Genomic DNA, 23,150 nt, shown 5'->3' on the forward strand with positions numbered 1-23,150 from the left:
AGAGAATGGGGGAAAGATTGGATAATGGAGGTGAGCTCTCTTCTGATCAGCGATATGAGGCTCTTGATGAAAGAGCTATTACGGTATATCGATGTCCAAACTGTAGAAGATTGCACTTAGAAGAGGGGTAAATAAATTCACTACATATGTAGTTGAGTAAGTGCTCTCTAAAGAAATCGGCATCTGTTGGGGGGGTTATTTCACTTACTTAACTAATAAGCGTCCAGATGGTTCTGTAGTTGTATTTGATGTGGATGCTAATCTCCATAAGGAAATTATGGCTAATGCGATACCCCAACGACCGATCCCAGGTATTCCACGAGATCCATCAGCACCTAAAATCGTAGATCCCACTAAGCCAGGTACTGCCCTGGAACTCCCTAAAATATGGGAGTCGTTACTTGAAAAGAATTCGAGTAATGCACGTGTTTACTCTCAAGAGGCGTTTTTAAAGGAGTTTGGGAATTGAATTTTGATCAGGCGTTACTTGATGATATGTGGAACGGGGAAAAAAGCATCTGCTTTTTTGTCAACAAAGGAAAGTGTTATTGGGTTTTGGATTATAAATATAATTTTTCGCTAGATGCGGAGAGAGACTATCGTGGGTATTTGAGTAAAGGTTATATAACGCAAGATCAATATGTGCAGGCGTGTAAGGGGTTTAGGGGAGGGGTTTTAAAGCTGACGTCCGATAATTTTCTGCAGTATATAAGTGGCATAAGGGAATGTGTGTTTGTTAGTGAGGATTTTAAGGGGATCTTTGATGTAGATGGAAAATGCAACGCTGGAAAATTGTTGAGGCGAGTTGAAGAATATTATTTGTCGGGGGTGGAGTTGGATGCAGATGAGTTCAGTTTTGCTGGGCGGCTCGCATCTAGATTGCCGATGTTCTATATAAATTTTGACAGAAAGATATATATGCATATGGATTTTGGTCGGTTCCATGAAGATCTTGCGTATCCGGATTGGCTTTCCAAATGTTCAGATTTCAGCTTCTTGATACCCGATATAGAGCGATATTGGGTTCAGGGTGGTGATTATTGGAAGTTAAGGTTTGTTCAAGCACCTTGTTAAATTGGTGCAAAAGGCAGAATGCGTGTTCCCATAGCCAATCCGACACCAGCGCAGGTGGCCACTGCTAAGAAGTTGGACGTTGATCCTAGGTGGGTGAAATCTGATGGAAGTCCCGATTGGCCAACGAAAGCAAATAATGGTTTCAGTTTTTATTTCACACCTTCACGGAAACTCTCCTAATGAAAATAGCCAAAATTTTAGCCTTGATGTTGGTCCTGACAGGCTGTCATTCCAATGTCAGAGATTCTTCGCCAAGCCTGCTCAAGGATGGTATCCAGCTGCAGCAAAAGAAGGTTGTGGCCGATGCCGGCCATGCGAAGGTCATCATGAAATCGACTGGATTCACCTACCCGGTACAGTTCTCCGTGCGGCGCGGTTCTGACCCGGATCAGCGTCCGGAGATATTGGGCACCGTAGTAGACTCCGGTCGTGGTCAGGTATTTGGCTGGATCGCCAAGCTTAACGAAGTAGCCAACAGCGCAGCCGTTAAGCGTTTCCCACAGTTGGAGTTGCAGGCTGATTCTGGGCAGTCGATTGAAGTGATTGGCGAGTCGCGGGTTTACGATAACAACTACTATCGTATTGCTGAAAGGTTGGTTTATGCCTGTGGCCCTATGCGCTCGAGCTTCAAACCCGAGAAGGAAAAAGTTTACCTGGTAGAGTTCTTGATCATCGGTAAAGGTTGTGAACAGCATGTCTATGATGTCACTAAACCTAAAGAACGCATCCCTGTTATTACAGAGAAGTATGATGCGAGTAATCCTGTCTGATCGCAGGGAAATCGAGTCGGGTCACTTTTATTATTGGATGGCTTTTAAGGTTTACGAGGCTCTGCTTGTTGAATGAGTTGGCTTTTTTGTGAGTTGTCCTGTTGTTTTTTTTGTAGTCTATAAAGATTAATGCTAAATGCTAGGTTTTGTGTTTCTGTTTTTTAAGGTGGTGGGACAAATGGGGCTAGCTGCTTAAGCGACTCGTTAATCAATGATGTGGGTTGTTTAATGGTTCTAGTAGTCGTCTGTTGCATGTCTTTAAGTAATTGACGAATGGGCGGCTCAACGCCGCCCATTACTATTTATGTTGAAAGTTGCTCTTGCAGTCGTCGCCCCGCCACATCCATCAAATCACACCCGTCACGCAGCACGATGCTACAGACCAGTGTCAGTTCCTGAAGAAGAACAGGTTCATGACGAGGGGCATCAGCTACTGAAAAGCTTTCCAGCAACTGGGTCACCGCGCGAATGCGATAAGCAGCGGCCTCGTGCAGTATGTCAATAGGTGCCTGGGTATCGATAAGCAGGTAGGGAATATTGCAGTCGTGGCCGGTAATGGGCATGTAGCGATTCATAGGTGTAACTCCATTCAGTTGAAAAGAGCTATCACTCAAACGTCGCCAAACGAAAGGTGGCAGCTGTACGCGGGTTGGCGAGCCGGGAATGGAAAACCGACAGGCCCGAAGGCCTCCCGCGCACAACTGCCATAAGGCAGCTTTGCATGCGCAAAAGCTTCTGTAATCAGAAATCTTTTGCACACCATTCACCAGGTCGCCAAACCCGGTCGCCATCTGGGCGACCCATCGACTGTAAATCGCACTGTGGTTGGCAGGAATAAGGTGAGTGCACTGTAGGCTGTAGGGCTTTTCTGATTAGCGCAGAAGGAAGCTGTCGGCTTGGCGGGCAGCTCCAATACCCAATAAAACGCCCCGTGCGTTTCCCAAATACGGCTTCCTGCAAAAGACTGTGGGTAATAGCCTCTAGAGCATGCTTGAGGAACAAAAAGACGGGGCAGCACAGGCCGCCCCGTATCGTTTCGCTCAAGCCCGGCGCGGCTTACAACGCCTTCACCGGAATACAGATCTCACACTCCAGTTCCCCCGTCTTCATGTCGTATTTCGCGTCCACCGGATAACGCTCGAACGCTGGTCGGGCGTCGAATTGCATGCCGCTCTTGGGCAGCCAGTCGCGGCACAGTTCGGTCCAGGCGTCGGCGATGTCGGGGCCTTTGCCCTGGTAGTGGGCGATGGCGTAGAGGCCGCCGAGCAGGGTGGTGACGACGGCGGGGGCGCTGGCCTTGAAGTCGTCGGGGACTTCGACGCAGGCGTCGTAGCGGCATTTTTCGGGTGGGGTGACGTAGGGATCGTCGTGGCCGATGCCGTAACGCACGCGGCCCAACAGGCCGTTTTCGACCATCCAGGGGGCGACGGTGTCGCGCCAGAAGGTGCCGATGCCCGACCCGTAGGGGCCGATATAACGCAGGTAGGCGACGCGGACCGGTGGCAGTTCCTTGAGGGTGACGTTCATCAAAGGCTCCTTCAGGTGAATGAAGGCGTCAGGATCGTCGAAGGCCGGGATGTGCGTCTGATCAGGATTGCTCAATTCCCGCAGGCGCCGTTCGCGGACGTCGCTGAGGCGGCGGTGCCAGCGTTTGGGTTCGATGCTGCGCCAGGTGCTCGGGGTGACCGAGAAATGCTGCTTGAACGCCCGGGAGAACGCTTCGCCGGAGCTGAAGCCGACTTCCAGGGCCACGTCGAGAATGCTCATTTCTGGATGGCTGGCCAGCTGATAGGCAGCACAGGCCAGGCGGCGTCGGCGCAGGTAGTCGCCCAGGGTTTCGCCGACCCAGGCGGTGAACAGGCGATGAAAGTGAAAGGGCGAAAAATGCGCGACCTGCGCGAGTTCCGCCAGCTCCAGCGGCTGGTCCAGGTGTTGGTCGATATACTCCAGCACCCGGTTCATGCGTTGGGTGTATTCGTGGAGGCTGTGATAGGCGGGGCTCATGGAGCCAAGTTTAGCCGGGGGCCAGGCCACGGGTTTGTGCCGGGCGGGTTTTTTCCGTCGGCCGGACGAACGTGATCGCGAGCCAGCTCCTGCAGGCCCGCGATCGCCGTCCGGCGCTCAGGAGCCGCCATGGCAGCAACTGGCGGCCGGTTTGTCGTCATAACGATCATGGTGCCTGACCCAGTCCATGATCTGTTCTTCGTTGCGCCCCTTGGGCGTCAGGTCCAGGTAGTTGTAGGCCCCCACCAGCAGGTCCAGGCCACGGGCGTAGGTGGAGTAGGTGTGGAAGATCTCACCGGCTTCATTGCGATAGAACACGCTGAGGCCAGGCAGCTCTTCTTCGGCGCCGTCGGTTTTCTCGTAGTTGTACGTGGCGGTGCCGGCGGCGACCTCGTCGGCCCGGGCGCAGACCCCGAAGTCGTAGTTGAAATCACAGCCGGCGGACGAAACCCAGTCGAACTTCCAGCCCATGCGCCGCTTGAACGCCTGGAACTCGGCGAAGGGCGCGTGGGACACCGCCACCAGTGCGATGTCGTGGTGGGCCAGGTGCTGGTTGGCGCCGTCGATGTGATCGGAGAGGAAGGAGCAGCCCGGGCAACCTTCGTCCCAGCCATCGGCGAACATGAAGTGGTAGACCACCAGCTGGCTGCGATCGCCGAACAGGTCGGCCAGGCTCAGTTCGCCGTGGGGGCCCTGGAAGCGGTAGGGCTTGTCGATTTTCACCCAGGGCAGGGCACGCCGCTCGGCGCTGAGCTGGTCGCGTTGGCGGGTGAACGCCTTTTCGTGAATCAGGTGCTGCTTGCGGGCCTGTATCCATTGTTCCCGGGATACGACCGGATGATCGTTGAGGTGCATGACGTCTTCTCCTGCGGCAAAGGTGCGCGGCGACAGTGCCTACACAGGCTAGTCGTTTCGCCCGCGGGCAAATCGACAGCCGCCGGACGGTTCCGCCCAACGGTCGCCCGCCTGCTCGATGCTGCTGAACGGCTATAGGTGGCGCCTGTCACAACCTGGGTACAGGCATCTCTCTTTCATGAATGGAGGCAGAACAGGATGGCGACTTATAACTGGGATCTGATCGAACGATTGCTGCATGAGGTGCAGAACGGCGCGGGCCACAGCTTCACGCCGCGACCCTATGCCGAGCAGCATGCCGCGGCCAAGGCGGCCGAGGGTGAATCCATGGGCAATCTGGATGAGCTGAAAAGCACCGCCGCCGAGTATGAAAAACTGTTGCTGGACCGGGGTTTCATCGAGCCGCGTCCCGAGGAGGAAGGCGGCAATGGCGAGAACTTCATGTTGACGCCGCGCGGTTCCAGCCTGCTGTGCATGATCGACAGCTGCATTCCGGGCAACGATCACCCGCGCCAGGTGCTGGACGAACAGGCCGATGCGCTGGAACCGGCGGTTTTCGATGAGTTGGCCAGCAAGGCGCAGATTGCCTGAGGGGTATCTAGAACATCGCGAGCAAGTTCGCTGCTGCGGGGAATATGCCTTGCAGCAGCGAGCGCGTTGGCGCAAGACGCGCCAGTGTTACTCCTGGCGTACCGTCTTCATGCATTTCAACGCTTCGAATTCATTGCGCACGTTCTGCAGCTTGTTGCGCAGATGCTCGCGCTGGGCTGGCGTGCTTTTGGCCATCACGTCCACCAGCAGGTTGCGCGCCGCCTGTTCGCTGTTGGCATAGGCCTGGCGATAAGCCGGTGTCCAGAAGCTTTCACGATCCACCAGCAGGCGCTCGATGCGTCTGTCGAAGTCGCTGTTCTGGCGTTGCTCCAGCGCGGCGCTGAACTGTGCCTGCCAGTTGGCCCGATTGGCGAGCCAGAGCTGGTTCTGTTCGCCGAGGGACGTTGACCAGTCCGCCACCCGCTGGGTCTGCTCGGGAGTGAGGGGGCCGAGCCAGGTATTCAGGCGCTTGTCCATGCGTTCGGCACGCAGCCTGATCTGTTGCTCCAGTGGTGGCTTGAGGTTTTTGCTGCGACGTTGGCGCATGTCTTTGGCGAAGGCCGCCTTCATTTCCGCGACCTGTCGGTCGTCCAGGCCCCGCAGCAACTCGATGGCCGAAGGCGCGATCGCGCGGGCGGTCTGGGCAATGGCCTGCTTGGCTCCGCGGGTGAACTCTTGCAGCTCGGCATCGTTGACCTGATTGCGTTCGACCATCTGCTGCAGACGGTCCAGGTAGTCCAGGTAGCCGGGCAACTGCGTGCTGCAGTGCCAGCTCAGGTGTTCCTTGAGGCGCTGGTTGAACCAGATTTTCTGCTCGCGATTCATTTCCAGGTAGTCATTGAGCGTCCAGGGAATGATCACATCGAGGTTGCGGTAAGCCAGGCCGACACGATTGCAGGAGGTCAGCACCAGGCTCAACAGCAGTAGCAGGGTGAGGTGTTGCAGCCGGCGCGACATGGCAAGTCCTTGCGAAGGCCTGGGTTTGTAAGCATGGGTTTCTTATCTGAACCGGGAAAGCTTCCGGCAGTTCAGCCGCTCAATAGAACGAATGCTCGGCCTTGAAGGTGAGCAGACCGTCGCATTGTGCGTTATGTCCAGAATAGGCCGAACAATCGCTGCCGTTGAGGTTGGAGTCGCTGTAGATCAGTTTCAGGTCGATGCCCATCCAGGGGCGGGAGAACTTGATCGACCAGTCGTTGAAGCTGCTGACGTAGCCGCTGCTCACCGAAACCGGGTTGCCCAGCTGATGAGTGGTGTACTTGATGCTGACGCCAATGCCGAAGGGCTGGTTGCCGCCCAGGTCGGCGAACAGGGTGCTGTTGCGCTTGTCCGGTTCCTGGCTGAACGCGGCGCCGAAGCGGCTGCCCAGCAGCGTCAGGCCGCCATAGAACTCCTGGCTGTCCTGCGGGGCCAGTTGCGGGTAGTTGTACTGGATCATCCCCACCTCATAACCCAGGGTCTGATCGAAGGGGCGCTTGAATCCCAGGTAGGAGTCCACTTCCAGGTCGCTCTCGCCCAGGCCCATGCTCGGCGACCACTGGCCGATGTACCAGCCGCTGTCATGGGTCAGGTCCAGGCCGCCATGGAACGAGCCGGTGGCCGAGGGTTTGACCAGGCCCTGGGCCATGCTGCGGCTCGGGGTGCTGCTGAGCTTGAGGTCGAAGTCCCCCAGTTCGCGCTGGAAGATCTGCCCGTGGGCCAAGGGGCTGGCGAGAAGGCTGGCAAGCAGCACATGGGAGGGTTTGAGCATGCTTCACTCCATGAAACGCGAGGAGCAGGAACCGCGGAGCCTACTGGAATGCCCGATCTAGACGTGTGCAAGGATACCGGCGAAACCTCGGGGATGAGGGCCGTTCGTCGATTTTTATGGGAGGGGAGGAGTCAGAACTCTAGTCCTAGCGCTTTGAGGTTCAAAGCGCATAGGGACCAGGAGGTGTGGCGGGGGGATTACTTCTTGCCCAGGCTGATCTGCTTGGACGGGCCGAAAGTCTGGCCGCTGACGCCTTTGGCAATTTGCTGGATCTCGCCGCCGGACTTCAGGAAAGCAGCAATCTGATCGTTGATCGATTCGCTGGTTTCAACGGCTGGAGCTGGCTTTGCTTTGCTGTTGGATGCTTTTACACGCATGGCGGCCATTAACCTTCAGAAAATTAATTTGGCCAGCCATCATACATGAAATGCTTGACAATTGCTTGGTAAATATCCTCCTGGAATAACGGTGGAAAACTCCCGAATAATCCTAAGTTGATCTCGGGAATATCCCCATAAGCTGCTGTTTTAAATAAAGACAATGGCACAAAGAGCGGCTTGTTCGGCGGCGCTGAGGCAAAAGTCGCTGCCGGCTGGCCTGACGGGCGGAACCGGTTGCTGGCGCAAAGCCATAAAAATCAAGGCATTCAGGAAAATCTCCGCTGCTATCCGGCGACGCGGGCCAACCAGGAGCGGAAAACCGGGTAGAATGCCGCCCACGCAATGAGGGTATTGGAAATGGCTTTAGTCGGGCGCTACAACAGTTTGCAAGTGGTTAAACACACTAACTTCGGTTTATATCTGGACGGCGGGGCGGATGGCGAAATACTGCTGCCCAATCGTTATATTCCCAAGGATATTCCCAGTGAAGATGAAGACTGGTTGAATGTTTTCGTTTATCTGGATAGCGCCGACAAGTTAATTGCAACTACCGAAAAACCAAAAGTTCAAGTCGGTGAGTTCGCCAGTCTTAAAGTCGTGGAAGTTAACAGTATCGGTGTGTTCCTCGACTGGGGCCTGCCCAAGGACCTGCTGCTGCCGTACTCCGAGGAAAAGCGCCAGCTGACCGCCGGTGAGTATTGCGTGGTGCACGTCTACCTCGACAAGCACACTCGTCGCATCACTGCCACAGCCCGTCTGGACCGCTACCTGGACAAGGCTCCGGTGACCTACAAGGTCGGCCAGGAAGTCGATCTGCTGGTGGCCGAGAGCACCGACATGGGCTTCAAGGCGATCATCAACAACAAGCACTGGGGCCTGATCCACAAGAACGAAGTGTTCAAGTTCCTGCGTCCGGGCAAACAGGAAAAGGGTTTCATCAAAGAGATCCGCGCCGACGGCAAGATCAGCCTCAGCCTGCAACCGGTGGGCGAAGAACTGGCCAGCAGCCTGAACGCGAAGATCCTCGCCAAGTTGCGGGAAAACAATGGCACCCTGCCGGTCAGCGACAAGAGCGATCCGACGGTGATCAGTGGTCTGTTCGGCGTCAGCAAGGGCAACTTCAAGAAGGCCATCGGTGCCTTGTACAAGAATGGCCAGATCATTATTCATGCCGACCGCATTGAACTGACCTGATTCGTTCCTCCCTGGCGTAGTTGCGGTCGAAGAACCTTCGGCGGCGCTAACGACCCACGGGGCTGTCCGAAAAACCGCTGCCGGAACCGGCAGCGGTTTTTTATTGCCTTTTTTCCTGGCTGCGTTGAAGGACGTCAGAGTCGGCGTCTTCGATCGTTGTCATGGCCGATGTATACAGTTTCAAGCCATTCCTGATGCACTGATATCAGGCAGTCGTGCACAGCCAGTGGGCATGTCTGCCGCTGATCCCGGCTGCTGATCATCGTTATGTAGTCAAGGCCCAGCCCTTGATGGACAAGCGATCCACGCCGTTCGCCTACAGGTTTTTCCGGTATGGCACGCATTCTGCGTAGCGCTTCGTATACAACTCATGCCGGCTCCCGTACGCAGTGTGGTCGCAAGGTCAATCGCGGGGGCAGGGCCTGTCCAATAAGGAGCCTTGCAATGACCGAGCAACTACCCAAGGGCTACAGCCCGCGCTTGTACAACCAGGACCTGGGGCCGCTGCCGCAGAAGTGGAACTGGTACAACATCTTCGCCTTCTGGATGAGCGACGTGCACAGCGTCGGCGGTTATGTGTTCGCCGCCAGCCTGTTCGCCCTCGGGCTGGCCAGCTGGCAAGTGCTGGTGGCCCTGCTGGCGGGGATCTGCATCGTGCAACTGATCGCCAACCTGGTGGCCAGGCCCAGCCAGCAGGCGGCGGTGCCATACCCGGTGATCTGCCGGCTGGCGTTCGGTGTATTCGGGGCGAATATCCCGGCGGTGATTCGCGGCCTGATCGCGGTGGCCTGGTATGGGATCCAGACCTACCTGGCGTCCAGCGCCCTGATCATTGTGGTGCTGCGCTTTTTCCCGGCCATGGCGGCCTATGCCGAGCCGCATTTTGCCGGGCTGTCCTACCTGGGCTGGTTCGGTTTCCTGGCGCTGTGGCTGGTCCAGGCCCTGGTGTTCTGGGCCGGCATGGAGTCGATCCGGCGCTTTATCGACTGGGCGGGGCCGGTGGTCTACGCGGTGATGTTCCTCCTCGCCGGCTGGATCGTCTGGAAGGCCGGCTGGAGCAACATCAGCTTCACCCTGGGGGAGAAGTCGCTGTCGGGCTGGCAGGCATTCGGCCAGGTGATCGTCGCCACGGCGCTGGTGGTGTCCTACTTCTCCGGGCCGACCCTGAACTTCGGTGACTTCAGCCGCTACTGCCGCAGCATGCAGGATGTACGACGCGGCAACTTCTGGGGGCTGCCGGTGAACTTCCTGGCGTTCTCCCTGGTGACCGTGGTCATTGTCTCCGGCACTCTGCCGGTGTTCGGTGAAATGCTCCATGACCCGATCGCCACGGTGGCGCGGATCGACAACGACGTTGCGGTGCTGCTCGGCGCCTTCGCTTTTGTCACCGCTACCGTCGGCATCAACATCGTCGCCAACTTCGTCTCGCCGGCCTTCGACTTCGCCAACGTCGCTCCGAGCCGGATCAGCTGGCGCACGGGCGGCATGATCGCGGCCCTGGCCTCGATCTTCATCACCCCCTGGAACCTGTTCAACAACCCCCAGGTAATCCACTACACCCTCGACGTGCTGGCCGCCTTTATCGGCCCGCTGTTCGGCATTCTGCTGGTGGACTACTACCTGATCAAAAAGCAGCAGATCGATATCGACGCGCTGTTCAACGACGGCCCGGACGGGCGTTATTACTACAGCGGCGGAGTCAACTGGACCGCGGTCAAGGCGCTGGTGCCGGCGACCCTGATGGGCGTGGCGATCACCTTCACGCCGGCGCTGCAGCCGATGGCCAACTTCGCCTGGTTCACCGGGTGTTTCCTCGGTGGCGCGCTGTTTTTTCTCCTCGCGCGCCGTGAGGCCCTGCCATCCCTGAGGCTGAGCCCGACGGCGTCGAGCTGACGGTACGGCCAGGAAAAGGTCTTTTCCAGGCGTCTTTTTCTGTCCGTTTGGTTGATAATCGACAACACATCCATTCTTCGCCCCGGACCGGTTCCGGGGCTTTGTCGTTTCTGTCGAGTAACTGCCATGTCTATGAATCTGCCCGAGGGGCTGCGGTGAGTATCGAGCGGCGCAGCGCCGACGGTTTTGCACTGCAAGTGATGTTGGGGCTGTGCCTGATCTGGGGCGTGCAGCAGGTGATGATCAAGTGGGCCGCGGCGGATATCGCGCCGGTGATGCAGGCGGCTGCGCGTTCGGGCATTTCGGCGCTGCTGGTGGCCTTGCTGATGTGCTGGAAGGGCGGCTGGTCGCAGATCGGCAGTACCTGGCGCGGCGGCTTGCTGGCCGGCAGCCTGTTTGGCCTGGAGTTCCTGTTTATCGCCGAAGGGCTCAAGCTCACCAGCGCGGCGCACATGTCGGTGTTTCTCTATACCGCGCCGATCTTCACCGCGCTGGGGGTGAACTGGCTGCTGCCCAGCGAGCGCCTCAGACCCTTGCAGTGGCTGGGGATTCTACTGGCGTTCATCGGCATTGGCGTGGCCTTCGCCGGTGGCATTTCGCTGGATAACCTGGACACGCGCATGCTGCTTGGCGACGCCCTGGGTGTGCTGGCCGGCCTGGCCTGGGGCGCGACCACGGTGGTGGTGCGCGCGTCGCGCTTGTCCGAGGCGCCAGCGACCCTGACCCTGTTCTATCAGCTGATCGTCGGTTTTGTCGGCCTGCTGCTGATCGCCGTGCTGAGCGGCCAGGTCACCCATGTCAGCCTGACCCCGGTGGCGGTGGCCAGCGTGCTGTTCCAGGGGCTGGTGGTGTCCTTTTTCAGCTACCTGACCTGGTTCTGGCTGCTGCGCCGTTACCTGGCCGCCAACCTGGCGGTGTTTTCCTTCATGACGCCGCTGTTCGGTGTCACCTTCGGGGTCCTGTTGCTGGGCGAACCCCTGAGCCTCAATTTCGTCATTGGCGCGGTGCTGGTGTTGCTGGGCATCACCTTCGTCAGCGCCGAACAGTGGCTGCGCCGGCGGATCCGCAGCCTGCTGTAATCCCAGGCTCAGGCTGTGGCGTGGCATTCCCGGGCAAGCGGTTGTTGCCTCAACAGCAAGCCCCCCGCCAGCAGCAGGCTGCTGCCGGCGACGATCAGCGCCGGTTGCAGGCTACCGCTGAAATGGCTGCTCAGGGCCGCCAGCAGTGGCCCGCTCAACTGGCCCATGGCGAAGCAGGCCGTGAGCAAACCGGCGTTGCGCTGGGCCGCATGGGGCGCCAACTCCCGCGAGCGCTGCATCACCAACTGCATGCAGGCCAGGAACGGCGCGCCGCAAAGAATCACCCCCAGCGCCAGGCCGGCGCCACTGCCCAGCAGACAGGCGAAGACCCCGGCGGCTTGCAGCCACAAGGTCGCCATCAGCCAGTGACGGGTGGCGTTCGGGCTGTATCGGCGCAGGCTGACCAGCCCCACGCCGATGGCCGCCGCCAGACCGAAGCACGGCCAGAACAGGTCGGCCTGCCATTGCCCTTGAAAGCGTGCGCTGGCCATCTGTGACAGGAAGGTTGCCGGGATGATGTAACCCAGGCCGTACAGCGCATAAATCAGCCCGAGGCGGGGGATGCCGCTGTGGTTCGAGGCGTGTGGCATCTGGGAGGTCAGTGCAGGCATGGCGGGTTGCGGCAGGATCGGCAGGATCACCAGCAGCATCAGCAGGCCGGCCGCGGCGTACACCAGCCACAGGGTCGCGGAGCTTTGCCCCAGCAGGTTTGAGCCCAGGGCCAGCAGGCCGGTGAGGAAAATCCCCAGCCCGGGCCCGGCAAACACCAGGGCGCCCAGGCGTGGCCGGCCGGCGGCCAGGGCCAGCGACTGGCTCAGGGCGGCGATCATCACCATCACCCAGGCACTGGCCACGCCGGTGCCGAAGCGCAATACCGAATGCGCCCAGAAGCCGCCGGCCCAGAACGAGGCCAGGGTCAGCAGCACGCACAGCCACAGCCCACCCAACAGACGCCGGCGAACCTGGGCCGGGCGGCGGGCGAACATGGCATCCAGCGCGCCGATGAAATACCCCAGATAGTTGGCGGCGGCGATCAGGCCAGTGTCGGTCAGGTCGACCTGGCCTTCGCTCAGCAAGTGCGGCAGTTGCGGGGTGAGGGCGAAGCGACCGATGCCCATGGCCATCATCAGGGCAATGAAACTGGCGAGTAAGCGAATCAGCGGTGACATGGTCCGGGCTCCGTCGAAGAGGCGATGAACGTCAGGCTAGGACTGATTGACTTTCTATAAAAATGAATAATATTAAGCAACTTGTTCGCTTTTGGAGAATGGTCGTGGAGTTCAGCCAGTTGCGCATCTTCCAGGCGGTCGCCGAGGAAGGTTCCATCACTCGGGCGGCCGAGCGCTTGCATCGGGTGCCGTCCAACCTGTCGACGCGGCTCAAGCAACTGGAAGAGCAACTGGGGGTCGAGCTGTTCCTGCGGGAACGGCAGCGGCTGCAACTGTCGCCGGCGGGCAAGGTGCTGCTCGATTACGCCGCGCGCCTGTTTGCCCTGCGCGATGAGGCCCATGGGGCGGTGCAGGGCGGTCAGCCGGCCGGGGATTTCGTACTGGGCACCATGTACAGCACGGCAGCGATTCAATTACCGGCGCTGCTGGCGCGTTACCACCGCGCCTACCCGGCGGTGAACCTGCAGGTGCAATCGGCGCCCAGCAGCGAGTTGCTCGAAGGCTTGCTGGCCGGGCGCCTGGATGCAGTGCTGGTGGACGGCCCGCTGGAGCTGGCCAGCCTGGATGGGGTGCCGCTGTGCAATGAAAAGCTGGTGTTGATCAGCGAAGCGGACCACCCGCCGATCCGCAGTGCCCGGGATGTCGAAGGGCGCGCGGTATTTACCTTTCGCCGTGGCTGCTCGTACCGCCTGCGCCTGGAGTCCTGGTTCGCCCACTACCAAGCGGCCATGGGACGGGCGATAGAAATCGAGTCCTATCAGGGGATGCTGGCTTGCGTGATTGCCGGGTCCGGAGTGGCGCTGATGTCGGCGTCGATGCTCGCCAGCCTGCCCGGTCGCGAGAGCGTGGCGGTTCACCCGCTGGCCGAGCCATTCGCCAGTGCCACCACCTGGCTGATGTGGCGCAAGGGCATGCTCGGCGCCAACCTCAATGCCTGGATCGAGCTGCAACAGGCGAGTCAGACGGATCAGCGGGCGACGGCCTGAAATGGGCTGGCTGATTCGGATTAATCCGGTAACAGATCATTGCTATCCGGGGGGAGCACTGGGCGAAAGTTAGCGCTATTATCAGAGCGAAGCGGCTTTAGAACCCAGCCGCCAGGCACGACCCTTAAGGGGGGCACTATGAAAGAGAAACTGCAAAACTGGCTTCACGACCTCGGGGTCGCACTGGGGCTGATCGAGCCGCCATTGCAGCCGGTGCCAATCCGCACAGACGACGAACAACGGCGTCGGCAACAGCGTCGCCGCTAACCATCGGCTCGGGAATGGGGCAGGCATCCAGCCTGCTCCCGTCACTTTTCAGCCGCGCGAGGGCAGGTTCACTCGCGAACGGTTGCCGCCTTCTGATCCAAACCAGTCACCCCGCACGCAACCCGCCCATGGTGCTTGGCGCCGTGGAGTTTTCAGTGCCGTGAAATCTTCAGCAGAAACCGGCTCAAGTCATTGGCGCTGTTCGCTGCCTTGAGCATCTGGTCTTCTTCGTGGGTGAAGGCGGTCAGTCCAAACTGATCTTCCAGGTGGAAGATCAGGTCCTCGATATCCTGCTTGTCCAACCCCAGCTCCTGCAGGCTCACATTGTCGGCAAATCCGTCGTTGCCATCCAGCAGGCGGCTGATGAAGTCATGCACGGCTTGTCGGACTTCAGCTCTTTTCATCTTGGCTCTTTTCGCCAGGGGCCTGCGCATGGTCTTTGAAGCGGGCGCGATTGTGTGCAGTACAGCACAGCTTCATGGGTGCCGGCGGATCCAATCCTCGATCATCCTGCGCAGCTGCGTTCCCGAAAAACTGCCGAAATGGCCGCCATGCACAGTCTGCACCGGCAGCTGGTACAGGCGTCTCAGGCTGGCAGCGTAGTCCTCCAGGTTGGAGTGATAGGCGTCTTCGACCAACGGGCCGTCGTAGATGATGTCGCCGCTGAACAGGGTGCCGCTGGCGGCTTCCCAGAGGCTGATCCCCCCGGGGGAATGGCCGGGCGTATGCAGCACCTGGAGGCTACGGTTGCCCAGGTCGAGCACGTCGCCTTCCTCGATCAGGCGCGTCGCCGGGGCGGCCTTGACCCGATATTCGGCGTAGCACAGCGGGCAATCCGGCTGGGCCTCGAACATCGCGTCGCCAACGTAGGCGGCCGACAAGGTATTGGCCCCGTCAGGCGCGGCGAGGATCTGCGCCTCGGCCGGGTGCACCAGGCGTTCGGGGAATTCGTGATGCCCGGCGATATGGTCGAAATGGCAATGGCTGGCCACCGCCAGCAACGGCCGTTCGGTGAGCCAGGGCAACTGTTCGCGCAAGCTGACCAGGCCGGAGCCGCTGTCCAGCAGCAGGTCCCTGTCGCGACCCTGGATATGCCACAGGTTGCAGCGATAGAACGGCCGGATATAGGGCTCGTGGATCAGCCGAATCCCGTCTCTCAGGCTTCTGACTTCGAACCAGCGGTCGCGGCTGACAATCTTCATCGGCTTTCCTCCAGGCGAAAAAAAACGGGTGCAGCCACCGACGCTGCACCCGCCGAAGAAAAATGTACGGCGTCTGACCTGAGGTTAGATCGCGTTGGCCAGGGTTGCCGGGCGACGAGACAACAGGCTCACCACCACGAAGCTGATCAGGCCGACAGCCAGGCTGTAGTAGATCGGGGTGTTGGCGTCCAGGCCGTCCTTGAACATGAACGCCAGCGCGGTGAGGAAACCCAGGCCCATGCTGGCGATGGCGCCGGCGGTGGTCGCGCGTTTCCAGAAGATCGCCCCGATCAGCGGGATCAGCATGCCGCCCACCAGCAGGTTATAGGCCAGGGTCAGGGCGCTGATCACGTCGTTGACCACCAGGGCGATGCCCAGGACCACGATGCCGGTCAGCAGGGTGAACAGGCGGTTGATCCCCAGGCTCGACTGCTTGCCGCCACGCAGCTTGGGCAACAGGTCTTCGGTCAGGGTGGTGGAGGCGGCCAGCAGGCCGGCGCTGGCGGTGGACATCATGGCGGCCAGGGCCGCGGCGATCACCAGGCCACGGATGCCGTCCGGCAGCGAAGCTTTGACGATGGCGGCGAAGGCGTTGTTGACGTTGTCCAGGTCCGGCAGCAAGACATGCGCGGCCATGCCGATCAGGGCACAGGCCAGACCGTAGAGGATGCAGTAGAGGCCGGCGACGGTGCCTGCGTATTGCGCGACTTTTTCGGTCTTGGCGGTGAACACCCGTTGCCAGATGTCCTGGCCGATCAGGATGCCGAAGAAGTAGATCATGAAGTAGGTGACGATGGTGTCCCAGCCGATGGTGGTGAAGCTGAAGCTGGACGCCGGCAGCTTGGCCACCAGCTCATCCCAGCCGCCGACGCGGTACAGGCAGATCGGCAGCAGGATGAACATCAGGCCGACGGTCTTGATCACGAACTGGACGATGTCGGTCAGGGTCAGCGACCACATGCCGCCGATCGCCGAATAAATCACCACCACGCCGCCGCCCAGCAGCACCGAAATCCAGAACGGCAGGCCGAATAGCACTTGCAGCACGGTGCCGATGGCGAGGATCGAGGTCACGCCGATCATCAGCGCGTAGGCCAGCATGATCACCGCGCTGGCCTGGCGGGCCATCGGGTTGTAGCGTTTTTCCAGGACCTGGGTAACGGTGAAGATCCGCAGCTTGAGCAGCGGTTTGGCCAGCAGCAGGTTGAGGGCGATGATGCCCAGGCCCAGCGCCGCGCACAGCCAGAAGCCGGAGATGCCGTGGACATAGCCCAGGCGCACGGTGCCGACGGTGGAGGCACCGCCCAGCACGGTGGCGGCCATGGTGCCCATGTACAGGGTCGGGCCCAGGTTGCGGCCGGCTACCAGGTAGTCCTCGTGGGTCTTGGCCTTGCGCATGCCGTAATAGCCGAGCACCAGCATGCCGGCGGCGTAGATGAGTACGACGAATAGATCTAAAGCCATGATGGCGTGTCTCCGATTGTCTTTCTTATAGTGGCTTGCTGTAGAAGCGAGGCTTGCCGCAATCAAGGCGACGCGGTCTGGCGGACCCGTCGTGTGAGGCGTGATTGCCGGCGAGCCTGCCGCTACAGGTCATGCTTGAGTCAGGCGGCTTGGCGCATGACCGGTTTACCGAGCGAATCCGTGCTCTTGCTGCGTGGATCGTTGGGGCCGTAGACCGCGGCCGGCTCCGGGAACAGGTTGAGCAGGGCCAGGTACACCAGCGAGGCCAGGCCCAGGGTCACCGGCAGGCTGATATCGATGCCGTCGGCCAGGTTGCCCAGCGGACCGACGAACTGCCCGGGCAGGTTGACGAAGCACAGGCCGACCAGCGCGCTGGGGATCCAGGCCCCCAGGCCACGCCAGTTCCAGCCGTGCTGGAACCAGTAGCGGCCACCTTGCTCGCCACGGGTGAAGACTTGCAGGTCGTCCGGGCAGTAGAAGCCGCGACGCACCAGCAGGCCGATCAGCATGATCACCATCCACGGGGTGGTGCAGGTGATGATCAGCACGGCGAAGGTCGACGCGCTCTGCACCAGGTTGGCGGCGAAGCGCCCGATGAAGATGAAGGCGATCGACAGCACGCCGATCAGCAAGGTCGCCTTGACCCGCGACAGCACCCGCGGGAACACGCTGGACATGTCCAGGCCGGTGCCATACAGCGAGGTGGTGCCGGTGGACATGCCGCCGATCACCGCGATCAGGCACACCGGCAGGAAGAACCAGCTCGGCGAGACTGCCAGCAGGCCGCCGACGTAGTTGTTGGCGGCGATGTAGTCGGGCGCCTTGATCGCCACGATGGTGGCGGTGGCCAGGCCGAACAGGAAGGGAATCAGGGTGGCGATCTGGGCGGCGATCACTGCCAGCATGATCCGGCCTTTCGGCGTTTCGCGGGGGATGTAGCGCGACCAGTCGCCGAGGAACGCGCCGAAGGAAATCGGGTTGCTCATGGCCACCAGCGCGGCACCGATGAAGGCCGCCCAGAAACCCGCCTGGCCGAGGGCCAGGGTACCGGCGAACTGGCTGTCGAAGGCCGGCGCGAAGGCGAAGATCCCCAGCAGGAACAGCAGGCTCGCCGCCCAGACGGCAATGCGGTTGACCCACAGCATGAAGCGGAAGCCGTAGATGCACACCGTCAGTACCAGGATCGCGAACAGGCCGTAGGCCAGGCCCAGGGTCAGGTCGGTTTCCGGCAGGTCGACCAGGCGCTTGGCGCCGCCCACCAGGGCGTCCCCCGAACTCCATACGGAGAGGGAGAAGAAGGCGATGGCGGTCAGCAACGACAGGAACGAGCCGACGATCCGCCCGTGCACGCCGAAGTGCGCACCGGAAGAGACGGCGTTGTTGGTGCCGTTGATCGGCCCGAACAGGCCCATCGGCGCGAGGATCAATGCCCCCAGGATCACGCCCAGCACGATCGCCCAGACACCCGCCTGGAAGGACAGGCCGAACAGCACCGGGAAACTGCCGAGCACGGCGGTGGCGAAGGTATTGGCGCCGCCGAAGATCAGGCGAAACAGGTCGCTGGGCCGGGCGTCGCGTTCATGGTCGGGGATCTGTTCGACCCCATTCGTTTCGATGCTGCTAAGGCTTTTTTCTTTGTTGTTGTTATTCATGATCTGCTCCGATCACTAGGGCGCGCTCATCGTGCGTGAGCGTCACCTTTCTGGCTAAGGGGGTGGCAGCCCTTCCGGCATTGCGGACAAATGTTCGTGGCAGGCCAGCCATAGGCCTTGTTGTTGTGTGCCGGACCCTTGTTTACAAAAAACAATGGTCTCGCGCTCCTGGCTGAAGTGTTGCTCCCCTTGCATGCGCAGCTCGGTGGCGACGTCATGAATGAATACCGCGGTGTCCCCCTGCAGGCTGACAAACGCGTTGCTCGAGGTGCAGGACAGCACCTCGAAGCCGTCCTCGCGACGCCAGCTGTCCCACAGCACCTGGTAGGCGTCGCGGGACAGCAGGGGTTGGGCGAGGGTGTGGAAGACGAAGCTGGCGTCGGTGCTGAATGCACCGAAGTAGGCTTCGCGATCGTTACGGGCGAAGGCCTCCACCAGCTCGGCGGCGGCTTTGAGGACCTGCTCGCGCTCGCTCATGGCCGGGCCTCAGCGACGCGCCACGCCCGGCAGCACGCAGAGCATTTCGTACAGCAGGTTGGCGCCCAGCAGCGAGGTGTTGCCGGTGGTGTCGTACGGCGGCGAGACTTCTACCAGATCGCAGCCGACCAGGTCGAGGCCCTGGCAGCCACGGACGATCTCGATCGCCTGGATGGTGGTCAGGCCGCCGATTTCCGGGGTGCCGGTGCCTGGTGCCCAGGCCGGGTCGATGCCGTCGATGTCGAAGCTCAGGTACACCGGGCCGTCGCCGACTTTCGCCCGTACTTCGGCCATCAGCGGGTCCAGCGACTTGTGCCAGCACTCTTCGGCCTGCACCACGCGAAAGCCCTGCTTGCGGCTCCAGTTGAAGTCTTCGGCGGTGTAGCCCTGGGCGCGCAGGCCGATCTGCACCACGCGGTCGCAGTCCAGCAGGCCTTCTTCGACGGCGCGGCGGAAGGTGGTGCCGTGGGCGATCTTCTCGCCGAACATATGATCGTTGACATCGGCGTGGGCGTCGATGTGCACCAGGCCGACCTTGCCGTGTTTCCTGTGGATGGCGCGCAGGATCGGCAGGGTAATGGTGTGGTCGCCGCCCAGGGTCAGCGGGATCACGTTGTGCTCGAGGATGCCGTCATAGGCTTCTTCGATGATGCGCACGGCGTCCAGCAGGTTGAAGGTGTTGATCGCCACGTCGCCGATGTCGGCCACGTTCAGCGAGTCGAAGGGCGCGGCGCCGGTGGCCATGTTGTATGGACGGATCATCACCGATTCGGCGCGGATTTCACGGGGCCCGAAGCGGGTGCCGGCGCGCAGCGAGGTGCCGATGTCCAGCGGTACGCCGACGAAGGCGGCATCCAGGCCGGCCGGGGTAGGTACATGGGGAAGACGCATCATGGTGGCGATGCCGCCGAAGCGCGGCATTTCGTTGCCGCCCAGTGGTTGGTGGAGAATCTTGTCCACGGGATTGGCCTCATCGTTGTTTTATTTATGGGGTTTGTGGCGCGGCAATGACTGCCGGCGAAACCGAGTGGGGCCGATTCTGCGAAATGTAGTGGGCAGGAAGAATCGCTACGGGCAAATACTTAGTTCAGATTTTTCTAAACTAAGGGCGGGTGTAAAGGATAGACTCTGGCCCAGTGAGAGCGGCACTGCCCGGACCAGAGATCATTCGCGGGCAAGCCTCGCTCCTACAGAAGCAGGAGCGAGGCTTGCCCGCGATTGGCCGCACAGCGGTCATAATCGGCGCCGCGACGCTGTTCATGAAGGAACGCCAATGAGGTCTGGATGACCCTGACACCCGATCCCCGTTGTCGATTTTCCTTGTGGAGCTCCCATGGCCAACGCTTTACCTGATCTGAAACTATTGCGCATCTTCGTCAGCGTGGTGCGGCATCAGGGGTTCGCCAATGCCCAGCACGAACTGAACCTCTCCACGTCGGCCATCAGCACCTATATGAGCCAGCTCGAGTCGGCCCTGGGGCTGGTCCTGTGCCACCGTGGCCGCGGCGGTTTCAGCCTGACCAGCAAGGGCGAGTTGTTCCACCAGGAAACCCTGCGCCTGCTGGGCGAGCTGGAGGGTTTCGAGCAGTACGCCGCGGCGCTCAAGGGCGAACTGCGTGGCACTCTCAACCTGGGAGTGATCGACTCGACGGTGAGCGACAAGGCCCTGCCGTTCGCCGAAGCCATCGGCGCCTACAGCCAGGAACACCCGGCGGTGCATTTGCACCTGTCGGTACTCAGCCCCTACGAATTGCAGCTCGGCGTGCAGGACAACCGCCTGGACCTGGCCATCGGTGCGTTCTCCACGCGCATGAGCGGGCTGGTGTACATGCCGCTGTACCGCGAGCAGCACTGGCTGTATTGCAGCAGCCGGCACCCGCTGTTCAACGAGCGGCGCATCCCCGAGCAAGTGATCACCCAGCAGCGCATGGTCGGCCGTGGCTACTGGAGCCAGGCCGAACTGGCGCGCCACGGCTTCAAGCACAGCGCGGCGACAGTGGAGAGCATGGAGGCGCAGTTGATCCTGGTGCTGTCCGGCGCCTATATCGGCTACCTGCCGGAGCATTACGCCCAGGCCTGGGCCGACAAGGGCGACTTGCGCGTGCTGCTGCCGGCGACCTTCGGCTATCAGGCACCGTTTTCGATGATCGTGCGTCGCGGCCGTAGCCGTGAGCCGCTGATCCAGACGTTCCGCGACCTGCTCAAGGCGCAGCTCAACCAGGCCTGAGGAGGCGCCCATGTCGAGAATTCAATGCCCGCGTTGCCTGCGCCCGAAAACCCATTGCCTGTGCCCGCTGATTCCACGGCTGGACAGCCGCACCCGGATCCTGCTGTTGCAGCATCCCAGTGAAGTGAACCACGCGCTGAACACCGCGCGGCTGGCGGCGTTGGGGTTGAACAATGCCGAGTTGATCGTTGGCGAGGTGTTTGCCGATCTGCCGAAGCTGTTGAACTGTCCCGGGTATCAGGCGCGCCTGCTGTTCCCGGCGGAGGACGCGCAGCCGTTGCAGGCCTATTCCAGCGTGCCGGACGAGCAGCCCTTGCTGCTGGTGGTGCCCGACGGTACCTGGCGCAAGGCGCGCAAGTTGCTGCACCTCAATCCGCTGCTGGCCGCGTTGCCCCGGGTGACCCTGGCCGAAGGCACGGTGTCCCGTTACCGGCTGCGCAAGGCGCCCGGGCCGGGGGCCTTGTCGACCATCGAGGCCATCGTCCAGGCCCTGCAAGTCCTGGAGGCTCCGGCCACGTTCGCGCCCTTGCTGAAGCCCTTCGAGGCCTTGATCGACGGACAGATCGCGGCAATGGGCGAAGACACCTACCAACGTAACCACCAACAGACAAAAGACCTGTAGCCGCTGCCGCAGGCTGCGATCGACCGCGAAGCGGGCGCCGATCCAGGCGGCGTGGTCTTTCAGAAGGTACGCGGTGTCAGGCCCAGGGGCCGCTGCGCGCCCCGGCGCAGCCTGCGGCAGCGGCTACAGGTCGGTGTATCAGCGCTCGCGCATCGCCTCGGTCCGCGCCTTGAGCACCGGCTTGAGCAGGTAGTCGAGCACGCTTTTCTCGCCGGTGATGATGTCTACCGTGGCGACCATGCCGGGGATGATCAGCAGCGGCTTGAGGTCGCCGCCCAGGTGGTTCTTGTCGGTGCGCACCTGGATCAGATAGAAACTGTTGCCCTTGTCGTCGGCGATGGTGTCGGCGCCGATCAGTTCCAGCTTGGCGCTCAGGCCACCGTAGATGGTGTAGTCGTAGGCGCTGAACTTGACCATGGCTTTCTGCCCGGGATGGAGGAAGGCCACGTCCTGTGGCCGCACCTTGGCCTCGATCAGCAGGTTGTCCTCCAGCGGCACGATTTCCAGCATGTCGCTGCCCGGCTGGACCACGCCGCCGATGGTGTTGACCTTGAGCTGCTTGATCACCCCGTGCACCGGCGAAGTCACGGTGGTGCGGGTCACTCGGTCGTCGATGGCGATGCTCGAGGCGGTGATTTTCGACAGGTCGGTGCGTTTCTCGTTGAGTTCCTTGGCGGCATCGGAACGGAAGCCCTGTTCGGACTCGTCGATCTTGCTCCTGATTTCGTTGATCGCCGATTCCGCCCGGGGAATGGCCAGGGTCGTGGCATTCAGCGAGCCGCGGATTTCCACCGCGCTGCGCTTGAGACGCAGGATCTCCACTGGTGACACCGCGCCGGTACTTACCAGCGGCGCCGACATGTTCATCTCCTGGTTGAGCAGGGCCAGGCTGGAGCTGAATTGCCCCTGTTTCGAACGGAATTCCGCCAGTTCCTGGGTCTTTTGCCGCAGCTGTTCGCTCAGGGTCCGCTGTTCGCTGGCCAGGCGGCGCTGGCGCTGCTCATACAGCGAGCGTTCGTCCTCCGCCACCTGGGGCGCCTTGGCCACCACTTCGTCAGACGGCTTGAACGGCCGGCCTTCGGCTTCGGCGGACAGGCGTTCGACCTGGGCCATCAAGGCATAGCGGTCGGCCTCGCTTTCGCCCTTGTTCGACAGGAAGCGCGTGTCGTCCAGGCGCAGCAGGGTGTCGCCCTTGTTCACCATCTGCCCTTCGCGCACGAAGATCTCGGTGACGATGCCGCCTTCCAGGTTCTGCACCACCTGCACCTTGCTCGACGGGATGGCCTTGCCTTCGCCGGTGGTGACTTCCTGAAGCACCGCGAACTTGGCCCAGAGCAGGGCGCTGACGAGCAGTCCGGTGGTCAGCCAGACGACGATGCGCGAGCCGCGGGGCGAATCCTGCAGCGAGGCGCCGGCGGTTTCGGGCATGAACTCGCTTTCCGCGCTTTTGCGCAGGCTGGCGAAGTAGCCGCGTGATTGCGATGAGGCAGGCAT

General features: G+C 61.0%; 25 protein-coding genes. 11 read left to right on the forward strand and 14 right to left on the reverse strand.

Annotated features, from left to right (window positions below; translation table 11 throughout):
• Positions 1-160: 160 nt before the first annotated feature.
• The 3 genes from C4K27_RS07865 to C4K27_RS07875 all read left to right on the forward strand — a co-directional run bounded on the left by C4K27_RS07865 (position 161) and on the right by C4K27_RS07875 (position 1,844).
• Complete coding sequence (locus tag C4K27_RS07865; protein WP_125737991.1) at positions 161-469, forward strand: hypothetical protein; 309 nt, start codon at positions 161-163, stop codon at positions 467-469.
• Positions 470-495: 26 nt separating this feature from the next.
• The gene (locus C4K27_RS07870) at positions 496-1,074 is read left to right on the forward strand and encodes a hypothetical protein (RefSeq protein WP_394325638.1); all 579 of its coding nucleotides are present in this window, start codon (positions 496-498) and stop codon (positions 1,072-1,074) included.
• 179 nt (positions 1,075-1,253) lie between these two features.
• Complete coding sequence (locus tag C4K27_RS07875) at positions 1,254-1,844, forward strand: hypothetical protein (RefSeq protein ID WP_053260059.1); 591 nt, start codon at positions 1,254-1,256, stop codon at positions 1,842-1,844.
• 302 nt (positions 1,845-2,146) lie between these two features.
• Here C4K27_RS07875 and C4K27_RS07880 read toward each other — a convergent pair whose 3' ends face one another.
• From C4K27_RS07880 to C4K27_RS07890, 3 genes are all read right to left on the reverse strand, one after another.
• Positions 2,147-2,419 (reverse strand): hypothetical protein, encoded by a 273-nt coding sequence (locus C4K27_RS07880; RefSeq protein WP_053260060.1) that lies wholly within the window; start codon positions 2,417-2,419, stop codon positions 2,147-2,149.
• Between the two features lie 481 nt (positions 2,420-2,900).
• Positions 2,901-3,848 (reverse strand): AraC family transcriptional regulator, encoded by a 948-nt coding sequence (locus C4K27_RS07885; protein WP_053260061.1) that lies wholly within the window; start codon positions 3,846-3,848, stop codon positions 2,901-2,903.
• Positions 3,849-3,965: 117 nt separating this feature from the next.
• The gene (locus tag C4K27_RS07890; protein WP_053260062.1) at positions 3,966-4,703 is read right to left on the reverse strand and encodes a DUF899 domain-containing protein; all 738 of its coding nucleotides are present in this window, start codon (positions 4,701-4,703) and stop codon (positions 3,966-3,968) included.
• A gap of 198 nt (positions 4,704-4,901) precedes the next feature.
• Here C4K27_RS07890 and C4K27_RS07895 point away from each other — a divergent pair, with 198 nt between their 5' ends.
• On the forward strand, positions 4,902-5,294 hold the full coding sequence (locus C4K27_RS07895; protein ID WP_053260063.1) for a transcriptional regulator: 393 nt from the start codon (positions 4,902-4,904) through the stop codon (positions 5,292-5,294).
• Positions 5,295-5,381: 87 nt separating this feature from the next.
• Here the strand turns inward: C4K27_RS07895 and C4K27_RS07900 are convergent, their stop codons facing one another.
• The 3 genes from C4K27_RS07900 to C4K27_RS07910 all read right to left on the reverse strand — a co-directional run bounded on the left by C4K27_RS07900 (position 5,382) and on the right by C4K27_RS07910 (position 7,430).
• The gene (locus C4K27_RS07900; protein WP_053260064.1) at positions 5,382-6,251 is read right to left on the reverse strand and encodes a DUF6279 family lipoprotein; all 870 of its coding nucleotides are present in this window, start codon (positions 6,249-6,251) and stop codon (positions 5,382-5,384) included.
• A gap of 79 nt (positions 6,252-6,330) precedes the next feature.
• Positions 6,331-7,044, reverse strand: a complete 714-nt coding sequence (locus tag C4K27_RS07905; protein WP_053260065.1) for a TorF family putative porin — start codon at positions 7,042-7,044, stop codon at positions 6,331-6,333.
• Between the two features lie 197 nt (positions 7,045-7,241).
• Positions 7,242-7,430 carry a PFL_1563 family small protein gene (locus C4K27_RS07910; protein WP_016702300.1) on the reverse strand — a complete coding sequence of 63 codons (189 nt, stop codon included), beginning with the start codon at positions 7,428-7,430 and terminating at the stop codon, positions 7,242-7,244.
• A 351-nt stretch (positions 7,431-7,781) separates the two neighbouring features.
• Between C4K27_RS07910 and C4K27_RS07915 the strand changes: the two genes are divergently transcribed.
• From C4K27_RS07915 to C4K27_RS07925, 3 genes are all read left to right on the forward strand, one after another.
• Positions 7,782-8,618, forward strand: a complete 837-nt coding sequence (locus C4K27_RS07915; RefSeq protein ID WP_053260066.1) for a CvfB family protein — start codon at positions 7,782-7,784, stop codon at positions 8,616-8,618.
• Positions 8,619-9,062: 444 nt separating this feature from the next.
• A complete protein-coding gene (locus C4K27_RS07920; RefSeq protein WP_053260067.1) occupies positions 9,063-10,511 on the forward strand; it encodes an NCS1 family nucleobase:cation symporter-1 in 1,449 nt (482 codons plus the stop codon).
• Positions 10,512-10,666: 155 nt separating this feature from the next.
• Entirely contained in the window at positions 10,667-11,590 is a 924-nt protein-coding gene (locus C4K27_RS07925; protein WP_009042666.1) for a DMT family transporter, read from the forward strand.
• A gap of 8 nt (positions 11,591-11,598) precedes the next feature.
• Here the strand turns inward: C4K27_RS07925 and C4K27_RS07930 are convergent, their stop codons facing one another.
• Positions 11,599-12,759 (reverse strand): MFS transporter, encoded by a 1,161-nt coding sequence (locus C4K27_RS07930; protein ID WP_053260068.1) that lies wholly within the window; start codon positions 12,757-12,759, stop codon positions 11,599-11,601.
• A gap of 104 nt (positions 12,760-12,863) precedes the next feature.
• Between C4K27_RS07930 and ptrR the strand changes: the two genes are divergently transcribed.
• Both ptrR and C4K27_RS31570 read left to right on the forward strand, forming a co-directional pair.
• Positions 12,864-13,745 carry a putrescine utilization regulator PtrR gene (ptrR, locus tag C4K27_RS07935; protein WP_053260595.1) on the forward strand — a complete coding sequence of 294 codons (882 nt, stop codon included), beginning with the start codon at positions 12,864-12,866 and terminating at the stop codon, positions 13,743-13,745.
• Positions 13,746-13,883: 138 nt separating this feature from the next.
• Positions 13,884-14,012, forward strand: coding sequence for a PA1414 family protein (locus C4K27_RS31570; RefSeq protein ID WP_009042667.1), 129 nt, complete (start codon positions 13,884-13,886; stop codon positions 14,010-14,012).
• A gap of 152 nt (positions 14,013-14,164) precedes the next feature.
• Here C4K27_RS31570 and C4K27_RS07940 read toward each other — a convergent pair whose 3' ends face one another.
• From C4K27_RS07940 to speB, 6 genes are all read right to left on the reverse strand, one after another.
• Positions 14,165-14,416 (reverse strand): hypothetical protein, encoded by a 252-nt coding sequence (locus C4K27_RS07940; RefSeq protein ID WP_053260069.1) that lies wholly within the window; start codon positions 14,414-14,416, stop codon positions 14,165-14,167.
• A gap of 72 nt (positions 14,417-14,488) precedes the next feature.
• On the reverse strand, positions 14,489-15,214 hold the full coding sequence (locus C4K27_RS07945) for an MBL fold metallo-hydrolase (RefSeq protein WP_053260070.1): 726 nt from the start codon (positions 15,212-15,214) through the stop codon (positions 14,489-14,491).
• Positions 15,215-15,298: 84 nt separating this feature from the next.
• Positions 15,299-16,678: a sodium:solute symporter family protein gene (locus C4K27_RS07950; protein WP_053260071.1), complete on the reverse strand. Its 1,380-nt coding sequence runs from the start codon at positions 16,676-16,678 to the stop codon at positions 15,299-15,301.
• 140 nt (positions 16,679-16,818) lie between these two features.
• Positions 16,819-18,330, reverse strand: a complete 1,512-nt coding sequence (locus C4K27_RS07955; RefSeq protein WP_053260072.1) for a purine-cytosine permease family protein — start codon at positions 18,328-18,330, stop codon at positions 16,819-16,821.
• A gap of 54 nt (positions 18,331-18,384) precedes the next feature.
• Entirely contained in the window at positions 18,385-18,807 is a 423-nt protein-coding gene (locus C4K27_RS07960) for a YybH family protein (protein ID WP_053260073.1), read from the reverse strand.
• A 9-nt stretch (positions 18,808-18,816) separates the two neighbouring features.
• Positions 18,817-19,767, reverse strand: coding sequence for an agmatinase (gene speB / locus C4K27_RS07965; protein WP_053260074.1), 951 nt, complete (start codon positions 19,765-19,767; stop codon positions 18,817-18,819).
• 373 nt (positions 19,768-20,140) lie between these two features.
• On the opposite strand from speB, the gene C4K27_RS07970 reads away from it, so the two are divergent.
• Together C4K27_RS07970 and C4K27_RS07975 are read left to right on the forward strand one after the other, a co-directional pair.
• On the forward strand, positions 20,141-21,034 hold the full coding sequence (locus C4K27_RS07970; RefSeq protein ID WP_007920680.1) for a LysR family transcriptional regulator: 894 nt from the start codon (positions 20,141-20,143) through the stop codon (positions 21,032-21,034).
• 10 nt (positions 21,035-21,044) lie between these two features.
• Positions 21,045-21,656, forward strand: a complete 612-nt coding sequence (locus C4K27_RS07975) for a tRNA-uridine aminocarboxypropyltransferase (RefSeq protein ID WP_053260075.1) — start codon at positions 21,045-21,047, stop codon at positions 21,654-21,656.
• Between the two features lie 138 nt (positions 21,657-21,794).
• Here C4K27_RS07975 and C4K27_RS07980 read toward each other — a convergent pair whose 3' ends face one another.
• A complete protein-coding gene (locus C4K27_RS07980) occupies positions 21,795-23,150 on the reverse strand; it encodes an HlyD family type I secretion periplasmic adaptor subunit (RefSeq protein WP_007920682.1) in 1,356 nt (451 codons plus the stop codon).

The sequence above is a fragment of the Pseudomonas chlororaphis subsp. chlororaphis genome (genome assembly GCF_003945765.1).
GTDB lineage: Bacteria > Pseudomonadota > Gammaproteobacteria > Pseudomonadales > Pseudomonadaceae > Aquipseudomonas > Aquipseudomonas chlororaphis.

Excerpts from the sequence above, each read along its gene's own strand:
- C4K27_RS07870 (WP_394325638.1), top strand. The coding sequence starts at position 496 with ATGTGGAACGGGGAAAAAAGCATCTGCTTTTTTGTCAACAAAGGAAAG.
- C4K27_RS07875 (WP_053260059.1), top strand. The coding sequence starts at position 1,254 with ATGAAAATAGCCAAAATTTTAGCCTTGATGTTGGTCCTGACAGGCTGT.
- C4K27_RS07880 (WP_053260060.1), bottom strand. The coding sequence starts at position 2,419 with ATGAATCGCTACATGCCCATTACCGGCCACGACTGCAATATTCCCTAC.
- C4K27_RS07885 (WP_053260061.1), bottom strand. The coding sequence starts at position 3,848 with ATGAGCCCCGCCTATCACAGCCTCCACGAATACACCCAACGCATGAAC.
- C4K27_RS07890 (WP_053260062.1), bottom strand. The coding sequence starts at position 4,703 with ATGCACCTCAACGATCATCCGGTCGTATCCCGGGAACAATGGATACAG.
- C4K27_RS07895 (WP_053260063.1), top strand. The coding sequence starts at position 4,902 with ATGGCGACTTATAACTGGGATCTGATCGAACGATTGCTGCATGAGGTG.
- C4K27_RS07900 (WP_053260064.1), bottom strand. The coding sequence starts at position 6,251 with ATGTCGCGCCGGCTGCAACACCTCACCCTGCTACTGCTGTTGAGCCTG.
- C4K27_RS07905 (WP_053260065.1), bottom strand. The coding sequence starts at position 7,044 with ATGCTCAAACCCTCCCATGTGCTGCTTGCCAGCCTTCTCGCCAGCCCC.
- C4K27_RS07910 (WP_016702300.1), bottom strand. The coding sequence starts at position 7,430 with ATGGCCGCCATGCGTGTAAAAGCATCCAACAGCAAAGCAAAGCCAGCT.
- C4K27_RS07915 (WP_053260066.1), top strand. The coding sequence starts at position 7,782 with ATGGCTTTAGTCGGGCGCTACAACAGTTTGCAAGTGGTTAAACACACT.
- C4K27_RS07920 (WP_053260067.1), top strand. The coding sequence starts at position 9,063 with ATGACCGAGCAACTACCCAAGGGCTACAGCCCGCGCTTGTACAACCAG.
- C4K27_RS07930 (WP_053260068.1), bottom strand. The coding sequence starts at position 12,759 with ATGTCACCGCTGATTCGCTTACTCGCCAGTTTCATTGCCCTGATGATG.
- C4K27_RS31570 (WP_009042667.1), top strand. The coding sequence starts at position 13,884 with ATGAAAGAGAAACTGCAAAACTGGCTTCACGACCTCGGGGTCGCACTG.
- C4K27_RS07940 (WP_053260069.1), bottom strand. The coding sequence starts at position 14,416 with ATGAAAAGAGCTGAAGTCCGACAAGCCGTGCATGACTTCATCAGCCGC.
- C4K27_RS07945 (WP_053260070.1), bottom strand. The coding sequence starts at position 15,214 with ATGAAGATTGTCAGCCGCGACCGCTGGTTCGAAGTCAGAAGCCTGAGA.
- C4K27_RS07950 (WP_053260071.1), bottom strand. The coding sequence starts at position 16,678 with ATGGCTTTAGATCTATTCGTCGTACTCATCTACGCCGCCGGCATGCTG.
- C4K27_RS07955 (WP_053260072.1), bottom strand. The coding sequence starts at position 18,330 with ATGAATAACAACAACAAAGAAAAAAGCCTTAGCAGCATCGAAACGAAT.
- C4K27_RS07960 (WP_053260073.1), bottom strand. The coding sequence starts at position 18,807 with ATGAGCGAGCGCGAGCAGGTCCTCAAAGCCGCCGCCGAGCTGGTGGAG.
- C4K27_RS07970 (WP_007920680.1), top strand. The coding sequence starts at position 20,141 with ATGGCCAACGCTTTACCTGATCTGAAACTATTGCGCATCTTCGTCAGC.
- C4K27_RS07975 (WP_053260075.1), top strand. The coding sequence starts at position 21,045 with ATGTCGAGAATTCAATGCCCGCGTTGCCTGCGCCCGAAAACCCATTGC.
- C4K27_RS07980 (WP_007920682.1), bottom strand. The coding sequence starts at position 23,150 with ATGCCTGCCTCATCGCAATCACGCGGCTACTTCGCCAGCCTGCGCAAA.